A 19253-nucleotide genomic window follows, 5' to 3' on the forward strand; every position below is an offset into this window, starting at 1 on the left:
TAAAAGTCTCGGTGGTAAATCAACTAAGATACGTTTAGTGATTTATAGTGCAAGTTTACCCGCCTATTTCGAATTTTCAGCTGACAGGCTCAAGATGTCAATTATGGGCTATAACTGGTCAATATCATTTTCATAAACGAAAGTGGTGATTGCTGATAAAGGCTAAGATAGTCCGGCTATGCCGGATTTGATAAATAGTCGTAATACTTTGTAACTAATATCAAGAAATGTTGTTAACACCAAGAATTTAGAACAGTAAAAACAGGCAATATCAACATTTGAAGGGCGATGTATCGATATCATCACTTGGTCGAAAATATTTATTCAAACTAAGAAATATCGGGTATTAGCTGCACGGTAACTCCGATAAGCAAGAGACTAGCATAGTATGGTAACAATGGCTTTCACATATATGTGGTTATCAAAGAGAGTTAATTAAAAGGCATAAAGTGAAGTTCAACGACGAAATTGTTTTCTCCTCTCTAACGACATTGTAATGTGTAAAACTTGGACTTGATAATTCAAGTTAACAAGTGAAGAAGAACATGGGTAATATTACAACTGTTGGGTTAGATGTAGCATAAACGTGAGTCATTTCGTAGGATGTAATCAAGCGGGCAAAATTGTCCGAAAAAAATGCTTAGACGTTCTGATATATTGAGGTTTTTCAGTACTCTAGATACGTGTGTGGTGGGTATAGCGCCGTGATGCGAGTCATTAAAACCAAAGATACGCCACTCGCGAGATGGGTAATGCGCATAGCGTACACACGCGGGCAAAACAAAACTGCCGTAGCGTTAGAAAATAAATTAGCTCGAATAGCATGAGCGCTATTAACTTGATGGGGATGTTATGCGTCTGAGTTGGCTGCAATTAAGTAAAGTCAAGTAATACGTTCACTTCCAAGGATTGCTGAATAGACATGATGTGATGACAATTTGGTTAAACCGACATATCAAAAATTTGATAGGGCGTATGGATTAACAAACCGTTTCAACAATAAGGACGATATGGGCGAAGTTCATCGAGGCCCGAAGTTAAAGCACTTCATTAAGAAGCCGGATATACGAACGCAAACCTAACGTTCAAAACACCATGTTTACTCTTGCAATATTGGAGGAGCCCATATACACGCTTTATATTTTAACAATTTAAAAAGAAATAAAATATATGAATATTAAAGAAATCTTACTATCCTACGAAATAAGACTTCGTAGAAAAATACTTGGAAAAAAGCCACCAAACCAACTAATAGAATCGGTTACTAATAAAGCCTGCTTTAACCTTAGAAATGTCGTTCCTTTTGTGTCTGGCCAAAAGGTGTCAGGTAGATACCATAAGTTTTCTTGGCCCTATGGTGTTTTATCTAAAGGTCTATGCTTGGTCAAAACAGAATGGTCTTCAAATGTTCAATTAACATTGGCTAAGTATTGTGATGATTTTTCTGACTCTGGATTAAACATCACTTCAGTTGAAGAGTGTATGGTCGGTGAGACTATTTTACATATGGCAGAGCTGCATCAAAATAGAAAGTGGGCAACAGCTGCAGATAGAGTAGCGAATTACTTAGATTCTGAGTTCAAAAAGACGCCTCACGCAATATCTTACCTAGGTAACCAAGAGGCATTGTGCTTTATTGATTCTGTAATGATGATATGTCCATTTTTGATAAAATACGGTGTTGCAAATCAAAAAGAAAGGTTTATAGAATTTGGTTTAAGGCAGCTATCAGATTTTTTAACCTATGGAATGGATATAAATAGTAACTTGCCTTTCCATGGTTACAACCCTTCAAAAAATAACATACCGGTTGGGCTAGTCGGTTGGGGGAGAGGTACTGGGTGGTTAGTCATCGGACTCTTAGACAGTACTCTAGCATTACCAAAAGATCACGCTTGGCGCAGCCAAGGCCTAGAACATATTGAACGACTAGCGAATACTATTTCACGGTATCAAATTGAAAGTGGTGGTTGGGAAAGCCTTTTAAATCGTTCAGGGACTTATGATACGTCTGCAACGATATTTTTGTCATACTTCATATTAAAAGCGGTAAGAGCTAACGTTTTACCAATAAGTTATGCAAAAAATATCAAAAAGTCAGTTGATTCTTTAAAAGAATGCATATGGAAAGATGGAACTGTTGACCTAGCGCAGGGTAATTGCATATCGATGACTCACATGTCAAATACGTTTTCACCGCAACCGTTTGTTCAAAGTATGGCCGCAGTTGTTTTCGAACTACAAGAGTCTTTAACTTCAATTACAGCATAGGTCAATTTTTTCTATCTAAACTAAAACTTGCATCAACTACCCTGGATGCGCTCGCCAACAAAAACGTCGTCTAATAGTCTAAACTATTTTTTAAGAACTGTTTTGAATGTTCTTGTTCTATGGATAAGATTTTATTTATGTAATTCCAGTCGATGTCGTTCGTCAATTTATCTACTGAAAAGTCGTTGTAGTCAGTTACAAGCCTACTTTCTAAACCAAACAAGCTCAAAATAGAAACGAATCTTGATAGACCTCTTCGCCTATTGCCTATAGAAATAAACTTCTTATTAAACAAAATAGCAAAAACAGTCCCATGGAATGAGTCAGTGATGACATAGTCTGCTTGAATAAATCCATTTATCCAGTTTTCCACTGCGGGATATACGAATTCATCAATATTTTCTGAGTTTAAATTTTCTAAATCTTTTCGTGGCATGATTGTGAAATGCTTAGTATTGAGCTTTTGTGACGCTTCTCTTTCTATTTTTTTGTTTGAATCTGAACGATCTAAAACGTAAGAAAAAATCTTTCCTTCTGGCGATTGCAGATTAGCTTTATCAACTAACTCCCTATAGACACCTGTTTGAACTAAAAAGGTGGGGTCTAAAACTCTTTCAGCGTCGATAGCTAAATGAATCTTGCAAAGCTCTACAGCTGATTCTTCCCTAACAGATACAGAGTGAAAGTTACTAATAAGTTTCTTACATTTTTGAGTCTCTTCGTCGGAAAATGTCCACTCATCAATTCCAAAAGAAGCTGCATATGAAACCCTTGTCATATTTGGCTTAGAATCTAAAAATTCAAAAAAATAATTCACAATATTTGCGGAGTAATCAGTCCTCCAGACTTGATCACTCCCGACCACGAAGCCGTCGAAATTGTAATTTTTAATATCGTTGAAACTAAATACATTCTTGACTAATGATGTTGTATTGATATTCTTTTCGATAAAACTCTCAGAGTTTTTAGCGATTATTTTCTTCTGTTCTTTCGTCGTGAAATCAGGAACTAAAATAGGTGTCTTAAAAACTACTTTCTTGATGCAATGTTTAAGAAAATGGAAGCGTTTCTTCCAAAGTGGATAATGCCGGAGATCATTTCTGATTAGTTTCGTTTCGTGCCCTAACTCTTGGATAACATGCTGCAGCGCAAAAGCTTGTAATAGGCCTCCATAGTTATTATGCAGAGGTAATGTCATTGTTGCGATATGGCGTTTATTCATTCTAACTAGCTTCCCGGACGTAGGAGTTAAATGCTTTATTAAGACAATAATTATACATTATTAAATTGCTCTAAGATTATCAATTTCCCCTAAATCATCTATAAGCGTGAGAACGGCTTTAGTACAGAATATTCTGCTAATTCGTTTTTAACGTGATTATTTTTCGGTCGATGTGGTCTTTGAGTTATCGCCTCTTTGAGTTTTATAAACAGCGTATAATTTTCTACTTTATAGACTTTGGACTTGTGTTTTCTTACTAGCTTTACATCACCTGTTGTAACGTCGCCCTCCAACCTGGCATTTAGCGCTTTAATTTCTAGATTAAAACTATTGGTCTCTATAGGTAGGCAATATCTATCGGGTTGAAAAAATGTGGATGAACTGGGTACTTGCAAAGCTAAAATAAGGCTTCGCAAACTCCAAAGTGAGCTTCCTGGTCCAGAATATTCATCTAAAAACCGAAGGTCCTGTGATTCATACCCTTGAGTTGGTACACCATCAACTAAACTTGACTGCGAAATAAAATAACGCCAAATTGAATCAAATGCTCTTCCTGCTACACCATGTTCAACGCCTTCATTATCCAATAAAACTGAAGCTATCAAGGGACAAGGAGCCGCCATTCTGTAGCAGACACTTCGTCCAAAGAAAGGAATACCTTTTGGGGAAAAAAAATATTTAAATGATTGTGAAAATTGTTTATTCGATTCCCTTATAAAATTATGGTCCAATTGAGGGTCAATTTTATTGATCCAATATAAAGAATAATGAAAGGCCCAAGCATTATAATAGTCAAATTTTTCACCATCACCGTCGCTAAACCAACCATTGCCATTATAGAAAGACTTAATCCTGTAATAGCTCGTCAGATCGACCTTATACGTGTCGTTCATCGTTTTAAGTACGAGCATTATGATAGTTTTGAATAAATGCCAATTGTTGTCAACGGTTTTACATTCTGCTGCGCTCGCAAGCCATATAGTCAAATTCTTGATAGTTTTCTTGGAAAGGCATCTATATAGCGTATCTTTAGAAATCCAGAAAGCTAAGGCCACATCTGCCGCCTCACATATTAGCTGGCTATAGTCTTTTACTTCACCCCAATAGTCCACCGATTTTGGGTTTGTACCGTTTTCGAAAGCAAGAGCTAGTTTCTGTACAATGATGGAGGTCTTAGTTTGATCATTTTTTGAAATATCGTTAGTTACAAATGCGGCAAGAAAAGGTAAAAACCGTGTACAGCCTTCAACGGCATCGATGTTTCTACTATTATAGCTAAACTCTCCCTTGAAATAACATCGAGTACAGCTGATATCTGAATGAAAAACAAAAGAGTCAATAAAATATGTGTTCAAATAAAAGAATCTGTCCGTGAATTTTTTATCGGAGAGATAATGTTCCTTTAGTGCCTCATCTCTTTTCGCAAAGCTTTTGGGTATATTTGATTTATAAATTGTTGCTGCTTTAACTCTAGAAATAGACTTTTTTACTTTATTAATGAACACGTTAATTCCTTATCGTCAATCTACGACTTTAACTTTATAAATAGTATTGCATGTTGATCAACTCTTAATTTTTTCAAAAAGATCACTAATAACGTCTCTAGCATAACTATTAAAAAAAGTAAACATCAGTAATGTGTATATCAAAAAACCAATAATGATTTTCCCAAATAACGCTACAATTAATACAAGATCTGTTGAAATAGTCGCAAAAATATAGGTTGAAAAAACAAACATAAAAACAGAACAAAAAGTCGGAGGAAAAACTGCCTTCAACGAGTTGAAGAGTCGAACTTCAATATGTTGATTAGTAATTTTAAATTTTATATATACCATTAAACAATTAGCGATAAACAATCCAAGAATAGACCATTCTATTGAATGAAATGCTCCTATTCCAGCCAAAAATAACTTTAATAGCGTAGCAATTGCATTAGCTTTGAAAACTGGTTTTGTTCGGGCTCTTGAAATTAACAGCGATGGTAAAAACCAAACTATTAAATTAGGTATCATCGTAAAGCAAAGAAGAGTAAGCAAGTGCGCGCTTCTTTCCCATTGAACACCGAATATTAAGAAGATTAGTTCTTCTGAAACAATAGCCAATCCCAAATATAAAGGCATTATAATACAGGCAGCAAGCTTTATTACTTGCACATAAACGTCTGTGAGGTCAAGCCTTGCTTTGGCACGCGAAAAGCCAGGGAGTAAAACAGCATTTAGTGGTGTGACGGTTACTTCAGAGATCATCCTAAATGCCCTTTGAGATACCGAAATCAAGGCAAAGGAACTACTTCCTAATATGAAAGCAGTAGTAAAATTAATACTGCGCTGAGAGACAAAATTTAACCCTGCATTAAAAAATAATGGCAGGCCAAAACCAGCGATAAATCTCATGTATTTAAGACTAATAGAATGAGAGGGGGTAAATCTGTCCAAGAATATAAAAAATGTTGTCACACAAATCGTTTGAATTATTTTTCCGGTTACTACCGACCAAACTCCAAAATCGTAAAGTACTAGTACTATAGAAATTATTCCTCCTAGTGTATTGCCTATCACATTCACTATCATTATGGTTTTATTTTGAAAGTTTCTTTGGAGTCTCGCAAGACTGACCAATGAAAAAGAGTTGATAATGGGTATAGAAGCTAGCCAATATAAAAGGTCAGCTGAATTTGGATAGAAGTAGCGATCACTTATTGGTGCTATTAGAAATATAATTAATGCTGAAAAAAAGGTAGATAGTGAGATTAGGAACCAGTAGCAATTAGTTGCCAAAGTAGGACTCCAATTTCGTCGCTGTATGAGTATTTGATTTACACCAAAATTACTGAATAAAACCATCATTTCAGTAATCAAAAAGCACAGAGCAATTAAACCAAATTCGTCCACCGTTAAAATTCTTGCAAGAAGCGCATAAACTACCAAAGTGGCCAATTGAGTGTAAAAATTTAAGACCACAGTCCAATAAGTGCCCAAAATAGTTTTTCTTGCAGTTGTCATTGAGTTTTTATTCCACCCTCAATATGCTTTTTTATACCATCATAAATCCTTAAGTCGATTTGACAGAGTTCTCTTATTCTTTGAATTTTGGAAGGGTCATTATAAATTTCAGCAACGATAGGTTTATTAGGAGATGAATTGGAATGATTAATTTTAATCTTGGCATCAAATTCTGAATTCAATTCATCAACCCAGACTTGGAGATTCTCCAAAAAACCTACTTTATAATAATTCTTTAAATTATCTATTGCTAAATCAACTGCAAAATCGGGGGAGTTTTTTATATCTTGAAAATCTAAGCCGGAAAAAAAACGAGCGTATGTCATTCCGCTTTTTAGCATTCGGTCTTTAGCGATGTACTCATCAATAGTGAGAGTGTTTTTTTTCCAACTCTCTTTCTTATAAGTATTGTAAACATATTCAGATATAAACCTATCGATAGGCTCTCTTAGGACTGTAATGAAATTCCAATTTTCCTTAAACGCTTGAACTAAAGCTGGAGTCGCATAACAATGTCCACTTACAAAAACTTTCTTATTGGACGCTAAATAAGTTGCAATATGAACCTGTCTAATTTTTTGATCATAGATACCAGTTATTTCACTTGCCTTTAGTGCTAATTCGCCATCAATACCAACAGTAAGATGAGAGTGTTTAATTAACGGTGAGTATAGGCCATCGAGCAGGGCTGAAGAGAGTGAAGATCCTGCGCATTTTGGTACGTGAGTAAAAACGAATCTGTGCTGCTTTTTTACAATTTTTTCTATCTGTAATTTAACAATACTTTTAATTAATTTTAACACTTTAAATCCTTTTTATGGCTATTTGTGAAATGCGGTGTTTTGAGTATATTTAATGGGAAGATTTTTTACAAAACTTTCTCTTCCTTGTTGCACCTAAGCTATACTTTTAAACGCTTTTGTAGTCGTTTTACAGCGATGTGTCAGAAATCTTTACAAAAAATTGTGCGTATGGTTGTATTTCCAATTTAATATATGATTTACAAGCATTTTATTTTTCGGCATGAAACATGCATATTTGATTTCGTACGAAGTTTTAATAAGGTCTATCAATAATGAAAAAAATATTACTGTGCTGTTTATTGGTCGCTAATTGTTACGCAAACGCTAGTTTTTTGAACTTTGACGATGCAGATATAACCAATTATGGTGTACAAGCTGTATCAGGTACTACTAGCATATTTGATGGTGGATTTACGTTATCTATTGATGGGAATCTTTGGGTTGACATCCCATTTGGTGCCAATGATGTTCCAGTGTCAAATTTCTTGTCGTTTGATTTTAAATCTGATGCTATCGGTGAAGTACATGGTATAGGGTTCGACAACGATGATAACTTTAATTCCGGTTTGTTTTTTCAGTTAGGTGGAACTCAAACCTTTGGGAGACAAGATTATCGTATTGTGCTAACGGAAGGAGAGTGGACAACCTTCAATATAGATTTATCGTTCGCTAGTCTTAACTGGGCTGATAGAATTGTATTTGCGGCAGATAATGATGCTCAAAACGGTTTCGCAAACTCAATGTTCAGAAACATTTCTATAAGGCCTAACTTAGACACTCAAGTGGTAAGTTCACCAACTGGGTTAACTTTAATTTTTGTTAGCTTATTTGCGACGAGACTGTTTAGAAGGTGACGTTGTAAGGTTAAAAAAATTTTCAAATTAAAGGCTTGCTGCAATCAAGCCTTTTTTATCAAGAATCGACTCGGCAGGGTAAAACATTAAATTTTATTGATCAGTTTGAAAAAATTGAGTTGCTCATTGCACAACTGAGATTCGTAATAATCTCATGTTCTTCTTTCTAGGGTTAAAGTATCTACACCGACGTCCCCTAATTCACAGTTTGCCGAATTAGCTCACATTAGTTAAATTACAAAGATCGCTTACGCACTCTAGTATATGATGACCATCAGCCATCGTGTGTGCGTTGTCACTGGTGGAAGGCCGGAGTGCATCCGCGATTATGCCGATTTACACATAATGTAGCTTCAGTAACGTGGTGTCCACTTCCCCATTAATGACACAGTTCTAAACTAGAGTTTTCTAGTTTTGCTCGGTATGCTGCCGGGGGCAGGTTACCCAGACTTTCATGTGTTCTTTCTTCGTTATAATCCAGTCGCCAGAACCAGGCCATTTCTCTTACTTGGTTGAGATTTTCAAACAAGTAAGCATCCAGAAACTCTCTGCGGAATGAACCGTTAAAGCGTTCAACAAAGCCATTTTGCTGTGGCTTACCTGGCTGGATATATATCAGTTCAATATCATTGGTCTCACACCAATCAGTCAGCGTCGCCGAAATTAGCTCTGGGCCATTATCCATACGCAGCTGAGTTGGTAATCCACGCTCAGCCTTAAGCTGTTCTAACACGCGTACTACACGGCCAGCGGGCAAAGACGTATCGACTTCAATAGCAAGGCACTCCCGCGTGCCTTCATCCACCACATTCAGTGTTCTGAACCGTTTGCCGCAATATAAAGTGTCATGCATAAAGTCCAACGCCCATTGATGATTTACCTGATCCAGCACTTCTAATGGCTGGGCTATTCGTTTGGGTAGTACCCGTTTAGTTCTGCGCCTCAGGTTCAATCCCATCTGGCAGTAAACGCGATAAACGCGCTTGTGATTGAAGGGGAAGCCTTTAAAGCGCATTCGGCCAAAACACTTCCAGAAGCCAGCTCGTGGCGACTTCTCTAGTACCGCGTTGATAGCATCAATGACAGCAGCATCTGCTTTGCGCCAGTCTCGTTCGGAGCGATAGAAGGTCGAACGGCCAATACCAACAAATAGGCAAGCCTTTACGATACTCAGCCCCGCATCAACCAGTGTGCTGACGCATTCTCGTTTCTCTGCTGTCACCAACCCTTTTTTGCGAAAAGCTCCTTAATGGCATTATTTTCTAAGCTGACATCTGCAAACATCTTTTTGAGCTTGGCATTTTCTTCTTCAAGCTCTTTCAATCGTTTGACGTCAGACGCTTCCATACCGCCGTATTTGGACTTCCAATTGTAATAGGTTGCGCTGCTGATACCGTGTTGACGGCAGACTTCCTCAACCTTCATACCTGCATCAACTTCTTTTAATACCCCAATAATCTGAGATTCTGTATATCGTGATTTTTTCATAGTCGTCTCCTGCATTAATCATTGCAGAAAACTCCAATTAAGTCTGTCTCAGTTTAGGGGAAGTGGACAGTGGCTTTTTACTCTTTGATGTACCTCTTGATTATACCATTGCAGCAACATTTATCGTATTGACCCAAAGTAGCTCAGTGACAGCTCAATCCAAAACGAGAAAAGAGCATCCGTTAGCCAATTCCACCTAACGCCTAGCAACCTGCCATCGTAGCAGTTGCTCGATGTCGACATTGCGCCGACTTAGCTCATCAAGGTAAGCCATCACATACTCGAACACATTGAGGTCGATGTACTTTGCGGTTTCGATGATGCTGTAAAGAACCGTGCTGGCATTTGCACCAGTGGCAGTTTGGTTAAACAACCAGTTTTTACAGTTATGCTGATATCAACATAACAGAAAAAATTTGGTTTTCAATTTGCCGTAAATTTGCGACCTTTAGTTTAGCCAGAATGCCTCTGTGTTGAGAATCATAAGCTTAGGTAGTCATATAAACTGAAGAAACAGAAAGTAGTCAGAATAATTTCAGTAATTCAATGGCACATATTCTGTTATTATCACTTCAAGGACGCGTATTTATTAAACATGTAAAAAGGACATCGCTTGTTAGTTACCGTATATATCACTACCTATAATAGGCGTGAATTCCTCGATAGAGCCATAAACTCAGTTTTAGACCAAACGTATTCGCCTATTCAAATAATAGTGGCCGACGACGGTTCCACTGATGGAAGCCAAGAGTATTTAGCTGCTCTTCAAAACGATGATGTAGTGACCGCGATTTTAAATACATCTGGAAAATCCAGAGGGGCTTGCTACGGTCGAAACAGGGCCATCGAGCTTGCTCAAGGTGAGTTTATTACGGGGCTTGATGACGACGATTACTTCGAACCGTGGAGAGTTGAAACGTTCTTAAATAAGTGGCATGAATTTTCTGCTAGTAAAAAGCAATTCTCTGCACTTTTCGACAGTGTCGTCGAGCATAGAAAGAGTGGGAAAGTTGCATGTTACGACACCAAAGTTGTGACATACGAGGGTTTGCGAAAAGGCAACCTAGTTGGAAATCAGGTTTTTACTCGTACTTCTGACCTTCGTGCTATTGAAGGCTTCGATGAAGAAATGCCAGCTTTGCAAGATTGGGACACTTGGCTACGATTGTCGAAATACAAAGGTGATATTCTTAACATAAATAGCCGTTCATATATTCAAATTCAGGATCATGGTAGTGACCGTATTACAGGTAAACCTGGAAGTAAAATTAGGTTTGCGTTTACTCGACTAATGAGCAAACTAGAACCTCTCTCGTTCTCAGAAGAGTCGCATTTGTTATCTACTATGTATGGTGGGTATCCTCAGGTTGATATCAGGCCCTCTGAATTATTCAAAATATTCTTGGGTGGTCACTTTAGAAAGGTCGCTCAAGTGATTAAAAGGACTTTACTCAAATGAAAATACTCTATCTCATCAATCAATACCCTAAAGTCAGCCACACATTTATACGGCGTGAAATAATGTCGCTTGAGGCACTGGGTATTGATGTTGAGCGTGTTGCTATGCGTTCAGACAAGCCAAGTGATATGAGTGAGGTAGATAGAGAGGAGCACAGTAAAACTCACTATGTGCTGAAACAGCCGAAACTCGATTTAATAAAACATGTGTTTGATGCAGTGTTAGATAACCCTGGTCGTTTTTTCCATGCTCTTAAAGTGTTGCTTAAAATGTATTCTGCATCTAAGCAAAGTTTGTTGATTCATCTTATCTATTTGGTTGAAAGCTGTAATGTCGCTAAGGTCTGCAAAGATAATAATGTTAACCATATACATGCTCACTTTGGCACTAATCCAGCCGAGGTTGCTATGTATACAAGTCTAATTACAGGCGTGCCATATAGCTTCACAGTTCACGGGCCAGAAGAATTTGATAAACCCCTCACGCTTAATTTAAACCAAAAGATTAAACATGCCAGCAAGGTCATTGCTATTACAAGTTATTGTAGATCGCAACTTTACCGATGGGCAGATTATGAAGACTGGGAAAAAATAAACATCGTTCATTGCGGCCTCGAGCCCGAATTTTTTGACGCTAGTCAGCTGAATTCTAAAAAGCAAGATCAGGGATATCGCTTTTTGTGTATAGGTCGATTATGTGAACAAAAAGGGCAACTATTACTATTAGAAGCATTTCGCCGCTTCTGTAATTTAAAACATGATGCTCATCTAACTTTGGCGGGAGATGGTGAAATGCGCTCAGAAATAGAAGCGTTTGTAACCAAGCACAAGTTAAAAGAAAACGTAACAATAACTGGGTGGATAGACTCTAATCAAATAAAAGCGCTATTAAACAATAGCGACGCAATGTTATTGCCAAGTTTTGCTGAAGGTCTTCCGGTTGCGATAATGGAAGCAATGGCTACAGGTGTTCCTGTTATTAGCACCGCGATTGCGGGTATTCCAGAACTCCTTAAAGACAAGCAAACAGGTATTTTAGTATGTCCAGGCTCTTCTGATTCTCTGGAGAGTGCTTTGTTATCTTTTACTCAATTATCTCAAAGCGACCTAGATAGTTTGCGAGTAAACGCATTCGAAGCGGTAAGTCAGGAACATAACGTAGCTACCGAAGCAAAAAAACTGGCAGTAGTTGTGGGAGCAACTAGTAAATGATTATCTTTGATATTGTGTTTTTTAGTGTGGTGGCGGTTTCAATTTTCCTTTCTATACAGATCTTTTTGGCATTGAAAAGAAGCAACCACGTCCCAGATGTCAACAGTTCGCAAAATACAACAGGGCGATGTGTAATACTCATTCCTGCACATAATGAGCAATGTGGAATAATAAATACGATTATGTCGGCGCGCGCGGAGACTAGTGAGAGTGACTTAATATTGGTTGTCGCCGACAACTGCTCAGATGAAACTGCGTCGGTTAGCCGTAATGCTGGAGCGATATGTATAGAAAGGACAAATACGGAGTTAGTTGGGAAAGGCTATGCGCTTCAGTATGGAATTGACTACTTAAAGCAAGCAAAAGAAGATTTTGAAACCGTTGTTGTTATGGATGCCGATTGTATTTTTGGTGAGGGAAGTTTAAAGCGGTTACTAAATGCTTCACAGTCTAAAAGCTGTGTTGCTCAGGCCCTTTACCTTATGAAGTCGCCAAACAAAAGTAATATAAAACTCAACATAAGTGAGTTTACTTGGTTGATTAAAAACTGGGTAAGACCGCTGGGGCAAAAAAAATTGGGGATCAGTTGTCACTTGCAAGGCTCTGGAATGGCATTTCCTCGGGCCATATTGAATCGATATTCTTTGGCGTCTTCCAGTATCGTTGAAGATCTTGAACTAGGCTTAAACATTGTGAAAGGTGGAGATAAGGTCATCTTTGTACCACAGGCGATCGTTAACAGTGAGTTTCCAGAAAATACTGAAGGCCTGGAAAACCAACGTAAACGTTGGGAGCATGGTCATCTGTCGGTAGTGGCTAAAATGCCGGCAGTGATGTTCCAAGGGCTAAAGCAGTTTAATGCTAGGCTATTCTTTCAAGCCTTAGATGCAGCCATTCCGCCCACAATAATTTGGTCTATCTTCACAGTGTTAATGTTCGTAATGGCAGGAATTTATGGCTTTTATGACGACTTTTTCTGGGCGCAGTTTCTAGGCTTGTGCATTATCACATTTGTTATTGGTTTAATTCTTGTGTGGTTCAAATATGGTAAGGCTATTTTACCTGCGAAACAGCTGACCGGTATTATTCCCTTCGTTCTGAGTAAGTTTAGTATTTATAGAACCTTCATATCTAACCGCGAAAAAAGCTGGGTGAGAACAAAACGAGACGAAGAATGAATAGGTTTTAACCTATTCTTTCTCGCCTCTTATTAATACTAAGTAACCAAAAGAATTTTGGTATGCCAATTACGTACCGATTAAAAAGACGAACAGGCTCGTTCATTAATCTATAAAGCCATTCTAGGTTTAGTTTTCTAAAAATAGAGGGAGCGCGAGAAAATCGATTAGCCATAAAATCAAAAATGGCCCCTCCATTCACAACAACTAATGGGTTGGCATAATGCTTTTGAAGGAAAGCTGCGAAATACTCTTGTTTGGGCATTCCCATGCCTAAAATTAGAATGTCTGGTTGGTGTTCCTCAACAAACTCAAACATCGTTTCGTTATCTTGAAATCCGTCCATATGAGCAAGTATATTGTGTCCTTCGCTTTTACATTTAGTAGCTGCTTGTTCAATGTAGGGAGACTCAGTGCCAATGAAGCATACTGACTTTCCTTTAAACTTACTCAGAAGCAATGGTATTAGGTCTGTTCCGTTCGCGTTATAGCCAGCTGGTTTATTGTATCGGCTAAGTAAAATTTTTGCCCCAATGCCATCTCTAAACAGTAAGTTCGAATTTAACAAGCAATCTTTAAAAGCAGGGTTTGCGTGGGCCATGGTGTAAGCATGTGCATTAATAAATGAAACAACGCTTACCATGTCGTTTGCCAATTCATTGTCTAATGCACTGAGTGCTTGAGCCTGTGTTTCAAGTGGACTTATTTTTTCAGCGATTGATTTCATTTAAAATTTCTCTTTGCCAAAGTGAGCTTAGTTTGCCGGAGTTTTTATTTTCCCCACAAAAACCTGCTGAAAGATGGTAGCGAGATTTTTTGAGTTTTGTAGAGCAATATAACAAAAAGCACCGTTGAACACGGAACTATTGAGAAAAATATTATGTAGTTATCGCTAACTTCTTTTTCGAACAGAGTTTGCCAAATACCCCACTGAACAGAAAATAATATACTGTGTGACAAGTAAAGTGGAAATGAATACTGCCCTATTTTTCGAGAATTATTTAGTGAAAAGATTGAAGCAATATAAAATGAAGAAACTATAAATAAGAGAGCAATTATTAGACGAAATACAATCTCTGTTAGCAATTGTATTGTAATGCTTTCCATAATGTAAAACGAAAAAAGTACTGAGATCAAGGAAGCCAGCAAGATGTTGAGCTTGTTCTCGTCTAATTTAAACAAACTACTCCCGCTTGTTGCGAGAGCTATTCCAATTGAAAAAAACATTAGAATACTATCACGCATAATTAACGGTTTAATGTCGTAATTTAAGCAAATAAGCCAAACTAAAACGACAAAAGCCTCCTTATTCCGGCGACAGAAATATATCAATAATGGGCTGACAATTGAACAAACAAAGATGTCGCGAAGGAAGTTTAAAGGCTCTGTAATAGAATTGTAGTTGATACCAGTTAAGAGGTCGATGCAACGTAAGATAGTTAATGGTTCGCTTACTAAATCTCTCATTTGACTTGTTTTCACTGAGGTAATGTAAAAAACCATCAAGCTGAAAACTACTATAATAATGTTCCAGCAAATCAAAGGAACTACTAATTTCTTGAATTTTGATTTTATATGAGATGGCCACTTACTGTTTTTTCTTGCTGAGTGAACCAATAAAAAACCACTTATAACACTTAGCGCTGGAACGCTTGCCCTACCTAATACATCTATAAAAAATATCATTACGGAATAGCCGTTGACATCTGTTCGTGTAGACCAAGTAGAAGTACCAGGGTTGATATGAACAAACGTCATGAAAAAAACACATAGGAACCTACAGATGTGTATCGCTTTAGAGTCTTCCTGACTTGTCACTTCTAATCCTTGAAAAATTTTGGGAGAGCTTATTTATTGATAAATATAAAATTATCTACGAAGATGATAATGAAAAAATCTATATTTTGTTAGCTTTTTCACTTAAAAATTTGGCAGCGCTATTACTTTGGTTTATTTTTGTACTATGCAACTAGCAGCCTTCGTGGTTATGCAGCGATGAAAGTGTAAACCTTACTACCGAACCAACTTGCTGAAGAAGATACACATACTGGCTATCTGAAGTAAACTCAACGTCAACTACGCCACTTTCGTTGGGCATTAAGCAGGTTGCATCTACCCACTCGTCGCTTCCTTCTTTATTTAATAACACTTTACCGGTGGGTCTTCCTGACCAGTCAATTGCCCCTGCTATAGTTAATGAGTTGTCAGGTGCATTTTTTATGCTTAAGAAAGCCGATGCCGTCGGTACTTTTACTATTTCACTAAAGGTTTCGTCTACTTCATTAAATCTATAAATAACAGCGCCGCTGCGTGAGCCCAATAAATAGAGTGAGCCGTCGATTACCTCTAAATCGAATGCCCATAAACCAACAGGCGCATCCACTTTTTTAATAAGTTCACCAGTGACTATATCATTAAAGTGCAACGTTTTTTGTTCATCTATATGGTATGAAACAAGGAGCCCATTATAAATTGTGAGCGCGCGATAAACTCGGTTACGTTCAGTGGCAAATATTTTTTTGCTCGTACTTTCCTGAATATCATTATCATTTTCGCGAGGAGAGGCTTCTAATTTGAAAAGGCCACCGTTTAAGCCATCTTTGTAAACAAAAATGCCATCTGACAATACCAGTTTTCTTGAAAAACTCTGCCCCCAAAAGGTGCTTGTGTCTTTACGGCTAGCTAAGTCATCAATTTTTTGAACGTTTTGAAAGTTATTTTCTTTATCAGCAGTAAGAATGTAGTCCTGCGATAGATTCCAAGGTGAGAGTGTGGCGAAAACACCTTTGTCGTTACTATTAACAGACCATGCATGCCCAGCTAGTAACCAGTCTGATGACTTACGCGGAAAAATGGGAGTGAATTTATTGGGCCTATTTAACGGCATCGATACCAAGCCATTGTCCATTGCAGTTATATATAGTGTGTCGTTGGCTATATGAATATCGGTACCTACAAAATTACTTGCATCATATGATTTCTCATAAAATTGATTAGAATTAACATCATAAGCATATATTCCCCAGTAATCACTAAACCAAATTTTTCCTTTCACCGTGTGCGGCATACCAATAGGTTTAGTCATTGACTTTCGCCACTGCCTGTAAGGAAGTGAACTGTCGTAAACAATATTCAACTTCGAGCCTATGGACAAACCAGACGGCACTGCGGTGAGTTCATGAATAGTAGCGTTCCACTGGCCGCCTAGCGCAACAAAGTGCCTACCGGCTGAGCTCGAGTCTATTAAAACATTTACAATGCTTTTATTATTCAGGTCTATATTAACAGTGGCAAAAGAGCCTAGTTCGTAGATGCCATTTTGAGTGAAAATTAAAGGCTCCGAGTCGTCACTTAACTTAGATATGCGCAAAATGTTCTTGGGAAAGGTGTATTCAAGGGTATGACTACCATCAAATATGTCTATTCTGAACAAGGTGTTGGCGTTAAAGCCGTATAGATAATCGCTATCCTCGCTAAAATAAACACCTTTCAACTTGCTTATTGAGAGGTCTTGTTTTGTCACATTACCTTGCTCATCTATACAACCTATCTTTGGTTCTAACGCTGCAAAGCAAGTGGTGCCATTTGCTGAGGTTGAATGCAGTTGAAGTGTGGTATTTCGATAGGTATTTAGCTCTAACCCTATTGGCGACCAAACGTTATCGTCGCCAAGTTTGAGTATCTGTTTTTTGGTTGCCGCAAGCAGAGTATTGTTGTGAACAAGAAGGCCCGTAATGTTGTAATTGGTTAGTCCTTTAACAACAGGGTACCAGTGAGGGCGTTCGTGTCTCCAAACACCTGTAACGTCAGATGAAGCGTATATGTCGCCGTTGTATTCAACAACACTACTAAATGCGCCGCTGCCTCCCCAGCCAATTCTCATAATGTCTGATGACTCACCAGATGCAGTTGCTTGAAGGATGATGGATGGGTCTAAGTTACTACTTAATGCGACTTCGAATAATTCATCTAGTTCATAAATACCGTATTTTGTAAGATTCAAGGCTATCGATTTAGCATGTTTAGGGAATAGGGTGAACAAGGCTTGAACTTTTTGCTTTTTGACGGATGGATTTTCGCCATTTAGCAATGACAGACGCTCGAAGTTTTCGTTGCCCACTGCAGAGAGAAGCCCCTCGCTATACAGTGCAACGGATGTATTTATTTGTAAATCTGTAAGGATACTTGTGCCATTTGATGCTGTTAATTCAGAAATAACTTCAGCTACTTGTATTTCGCTTTTGTCAGAGCGGTTATTTAATGCAGATAGAATTCTATCTCCCATTTGCGCACTATTACTGTGGCTAGCCTGCTGCTCGTAACTGCTACAAGAGGACAACAGCATCAAAAAAGAGAGGGCAAAGAAGAGCTTTGATAAAGCAAAAAACACAGATTGGACTTTCATTTGAAATTCCTTTTTTATGTATGGAAAAAAGAGCTAGAGTCTGCTCAGATGTAAGCTGCTTACAACAAGAGCAGCTGAGATACGACGAGTGTCACGGAGAGATTTTGAAAACCCTCAACTAAAGTCTAGTTATTTACTGAAGTGTTCACAAGCTGATTTGAGTCACAGTGCATATAAAATTTTATTGCTTCGTTTAGTGAGAGCATTTTGTTTCCTAAAATTCTGCCAATATCAGCTATATAGGGTAGCGGTAATGTCTATCCCTCGTGTAAACTATCGTTTTTATTTCAAGCAAGCCCTCGCGCGCAGATTGAATCTTTTTATGCGAGGGCCATGCAGTCATCATGCACATTGAGGAAACCATGGAGCTTGACGCGATTATCAATCAGGCGCAGAGCCAGATTGACGCTGCCGAAGATGCAGCCACATTAGACCACGTTAGGGTCGAATTTATGGGTAAGAAAGGTAAACTTACCGACTTACTTAAAGGCTTAGGAAAGTTATCGAACGAAGAACGTCCCGCCGCTGGCCAAAAAATAAACCAAGCGAAACAGGTTATTCAGCAGGCTATTTCTGCCAAAGGCGAGCATTTACGCACTGAAGAGCTTAACAAGAAGCTTTCGGAAGAAGCGGTAGACGTTACGCTACCTGGGCGTACTGAGAAACCTGGCAATTTGCACCCGGTTAGCCGCACTATTGCACGTATAGAGTCGTTTTTTGGTGAGTTAGGCTTTTCGGTTAAAACCGGCCCTGAAATTGAAGATGGTTTCCACAATTTTGATGCGCTGAATATTCCAGCCAATCACCCCGCGCGTGCCGATCACGATACGTTTTACTTTAACCCCGACATGATGCTGCGCACGCAAACTTCTGGCGTTCAAATTCGTACGATGGAAGCGGAAAAACCGCCGCTACGTATTATCTCGCCAGGGCGCGTGTATCGTAACGATTACGATCAAACTCACACCCCAATGTTCCACCAAGTGGAAGGGTTGATGGTAGATAAAAACGTAAGCTTTACTGAGCTTAAAGGCATTTTGCACGATTTTCTGCATCACTTCTTCGAAGAGTCTTTAGAAGTGCGTTTCCGCCCGTCTTATTTCCCGTTTACCGAGCCATCCGCTGAAGTAGACGTAATGGGTAAAAACGGCCAATGGCTAGAAGTGCTTGGCTGTGGCATGGTGCACCCCAATGTACTTAAGTCGGTGGGTATAGACCCAGAAGAATACACTGGTTTTGCCTTTGGTATGGGCGTAGAGCGTTTAACCATGTTGCGTTATGGCGTTAACGACTTACGCGCGTTCTTTGAAAACGATCTTCGTTTCCTCAAGCAGTTCAATTAAGGCAGAAAGTACAC

The 19253-nt window shown here is 38.4% G+C and carries 14 protein-coding genes and 1 pseudogene; 6 read left to right on the forward strand and 9 right to left on the reverse strand.

Features of this window, described 5'->3' with window-relative positions:
- Nucleotides 1-1170 precede the first annotated feature (1170 nt).
- Complete coding sequence (locus ACOJR9_RS07965) at nucleotides 1171-2271, forward strand: glycoside hydrolase family 88 protein (RefSeq protein ID WP_420935759.1); 1101 nt, start codon at nucleotides 1171-1173, stop codon at nucleotides 2269-2271.
- Nucleotides 2272-2341: 70 nt separating this feature from the next.
- Here the strand turns inward: ACOJR9_RS07965 and ACOJR9_RS07970 are convergent, their stop codons facing one another.
- The 4 genes from ACOJR9_RS07970 to ACOJR9_RS07985 all read right to left on the reverse strand — a co-directional run bounded on the left by ACOJR9_RS07970 (nucleotide 2342) and on the right by ACOJR9_RS07985 (nucleotide 7301).
- On the reverse strand, nucleotides 2342-3493 hold the full coding sequence (locus tag ACOJR9_RS07970) for a polysaccharide pyruvyl transferase family protein (protein WP_420935760.1): 1152 nt from the start codon (nucleotides 3491-3493) through the stop codon (nucleotides 2342-2344).
- A gap of 98 nt (nucleotides 3494-3591) precedes the next feature.
- Nucleotides 3592-4998, reverse strand: a complete 1407-nt coding sequence (locus tag ACOJR9_RS07975) for a DUF2264 domain-containing protein (protein ID WP_420935761.1) — start codon at nucleotides 4996-4998, stop codon at nucleotides 3592-3594.
- A 57-nt stretch (nucleotides 4999-5055) separates the two neighbouring features.
- Entirely contained in the window at nucleotides 5056-6498 is a 1443-nt protein-coding gene (locus tag ACOJR9_RS07980) for an oligosaccharide flippase family protein (RefSeq protein ID WP_420935762.1), read from the reverse strand.
- A complete protein-coding gene (locus ACOJR9_RS07985; RefSeq protein ID WP_420935763.1) occupies nucleotides 6495-7301 on the reverse strand; it encodes a sulfotransferase family 2 domain-containing protein in 807 nt (268 codons plus the stop codon). Before ACOJR9_RS07985 ends, ACOJR9_RS07980 begins: the two co-directional genes overlap by 4 nt.
- A 272-nt stretch (nucleotides 7302-7573) precedes the next feature.
- Here ACOJR9_RS07985 and ACOJR9_RS07990 point away from each other — a divergent pair, with 272 nt between their 5' ends.
- On the forward strand, nucleotides 7574-8155 hold the full coding sequence (locus ACOJR9_RS07990) for a hypothetical protein (protein ID WP_420935764.1): 582 nt from the start codon (nucleotides 7574-7576) through the stop codon (nucleotides 8153-8155).
- Nucleotides 8156-8534: 379 nt separating this feature from the next.
- Here ACOJR9_RS07990 and ACOJR9_RS07995 read toward each other — a convergent pair.
- Nucleotides 8535-9643, reverse strand: a protein-coding gene (locus tag ACOJR9_RS07995) for an IS3 family transposase (protein ID WP_420935157.1) whose coding sequence is annotated in 2 segments (ribosomal slippage) — nucleotides 8535-9394 and nucleotides 9394-9643 — 1110 coding nt in all. Because the reading frame shifts where the segments join, the coding sequence is not laid out codon by codon here.
- A 196-nt stretch (nucleotides 9644-9839) separates the two neighbouring features.
- Nucleotides 9840-10025, reverse strand: a pseudogene (locus tag ACOJR9_RS08000) (IS66 family transposase); the annotation flags it as partial.
- Nucleotides 10026-10256: 231 nt separating this feature from the next.
- On the opposite strand from ACOJR9_RS08000, the gene ACOJR9_RS08005 reads away from it, so the two are divergent.
- The 3 genes from ACOJR9_RS08005 (at nucleotide 10257) to ACOJR9_RS08015 (ending at nucleotide 13491) form a co-directional block, all read left to right on the forward strand.
- Entirely contained in the window at nucleotides 10257-11102 is an 846-nt protein-coding gene (locus tag ACOJR9_RS08005; RefSeq protein ID WP_420935765.1) for a glycosyltransferase, read from the forward strand.
- Entirely contained in the window at nucleotides 11099-12313 is a 1215-nt protein-coding gene (locus ACOJR9_RS08010) for a glycosyltransferase family 4 protein (protein ID WP_420935766.1), read from the forward strand. The genes ACOJR9_RS08005 and ACOJR9_RS08010 overlap by 4 nt, the downstream gene beginning before the upstream one ends.
- A gap of 182 nt (nucleotides 12314-12495) precedes the next feature.
- On the forward strand, nucleotides 12496-13491 hold the full coding sequence (locus ACOJR9_RS08015) for a glycosyltransferase family 2 protein (RefSeq protein WP_420935767.1): 996 nt from the start codon (nucleotides 12496-12498) through the stop codon (nucleotides 13489-13491).
- Between the two features lie 7 nt (nucleotides 13492-13498).
- Here ACOJR9_RS08015 and ACOJR9_RS08020 read toward each other — a convergent pair whose 3' ends face one another.
- The 3 genes from ACOJR9_RS08020 to ACOJR9_RS08030 form a co-directional block, all read right to left on the reverse strand.
- Nucleotides 13499-14218 (reverse strand): WecB/TagA/CpsF family glycosyltransferase, encoded by a 720-nt coding sequence (locus ACOJR9_RS08020; protein WP_420935768.1) that lies wholly within the window; start codon nucleotides 14216-14218, stop codon nucleotides 13499-13501.
- A 44-nt stretch (nucleotides 14219-14262) separates the two neighbouring features.
- Nucleotides 14263-15249 (reverse strand): acyltransferase family protein, encoded by a 987-nt coding sequence (locus ACOJR9_RS08025; RefSeq protein ID WP_420935769.1) that lies wholly within the window; start codon nucleotides 15247-15249, stop codon nucleotides 14263-14265.
- A 211-nt stretch (nucleotides 15250-15460) separates the two neighbouring features.
- Complete coding sequence (locus ACOJR9_RS08030) at nucleotides 15461-17896, reverse strand: hypothetical protein (RefSeq protein ID WP_420935770.1); 2436 nt, start codon at nucleotides 17894-17896, stop codon at nucleotides 15461-15463.
- Nucleotides 17897-18258: 362 nt separating this feature from the next.
- Here ACOJR9_RS08030 and pheS point away from each other — a divergent pair, with 362 nt between their 5' ends.
- The gene (gene pheS, locus ACOJR9_RS08035; protein WP_420936090.1) at nucleotides 18259-19239 is read left to right on the forward strand and encodes a phenylalanine--tRNA ligase subunit alpha; all 981 of its coding nucleotides are present in this window, start codon (nucleotides 18259-18261) and stop codon (nucleotides 19237-19239) included.
- Nucleotides 19240-19253: the final 14 nt, after the last annotated feature.

It is taken from the genome of Alteromonas ulvae (assembly GCF_048987005.1).
Taxonomy (GTDB): domain Bacteria; phylum Pseudomonadota; class Gammaproteobacteria; order Enterobacterales; family Alteromonadaceae; genus Alteromonas.

What these genes read in the sequence shown, in the direction of transcription:
- ACOJR9_RS07965 (WP_420935759.1), top strand. Translation starts at nt 1,171, where the DNA reads ATGAATATTAAAGAAATCTTACTATCCTACGAAATAAGACTTCGTAGA.
- ACOJR9_RS07970 (WP_420935760.1), bottom strand. Translation starts at nt 3,493, where the DNA reads ATGAATAAACGCCATATCGCAACAATGACATTACCTCTGCATAATAAC.
- ACOJR9_RS07980 (WP_420935762.1), bottom strand. Translation starts at nt 6,498, where the DNA reads ATGACAACTGCAAGAAAAACTATTTTGGGCACTTATTGGACTGTGGTC.
- ACOJR9_RS07990 (WP_420935764.1), top strand. Translation starts at nt 7,574, where the DNA reads ATGAAAAAAATATTACTGTGCTGTTTATTGGTCGCTAATTGTTACGCA.
- ACOJR9_RS08010 (WP_420935766.1), top strand. Translation starts at nt 11,099, where the DNA reads ATGAAAATACTCTATCTCATCAATCAATACCCTAAAGTCAGCCACACA.
- ACOJR9_RS08015 (WP_420935767.1), top strand. Translation starts at nt 12,496, where the DNA reads ATGTCGGCGCGCGCGGAGACTAGTGAGAGTGACTTAATATTGGTTGTC.
- ACOJR9_RS08020 (WP_420935768.1), bottom strand. Translation starts at nt 14,218, where the DNA reads ATGAAATCAATCGCTGAAAAAATAAGTCCACTTGAAACACAGGCTCAA.
- ACOJR9_RS08025 (WP_420935769.1), bottom strand. Translation starts at nt 15,249, where the DNA reads ATGACGTTTGTTCATATCAACCCTGGTACTTCTACTTGGTCTACACGA.
- ACOJR9_RS08030 (WP_420935770.1), bottom strand. Translation starts at nt 17,896, where the DNA reads ATGAAAGTCCAATCTGTGTTTTTTGCTTTATCAAAGCTCTTCTTTGCC.
- pheS (WP_420936090.1), top strand. Translation starts at nt 18,259, where the DNA reads ATGGAGCTTGACGCGATTATCAATCAGGCGCAGAGCCAGATTGACGCT.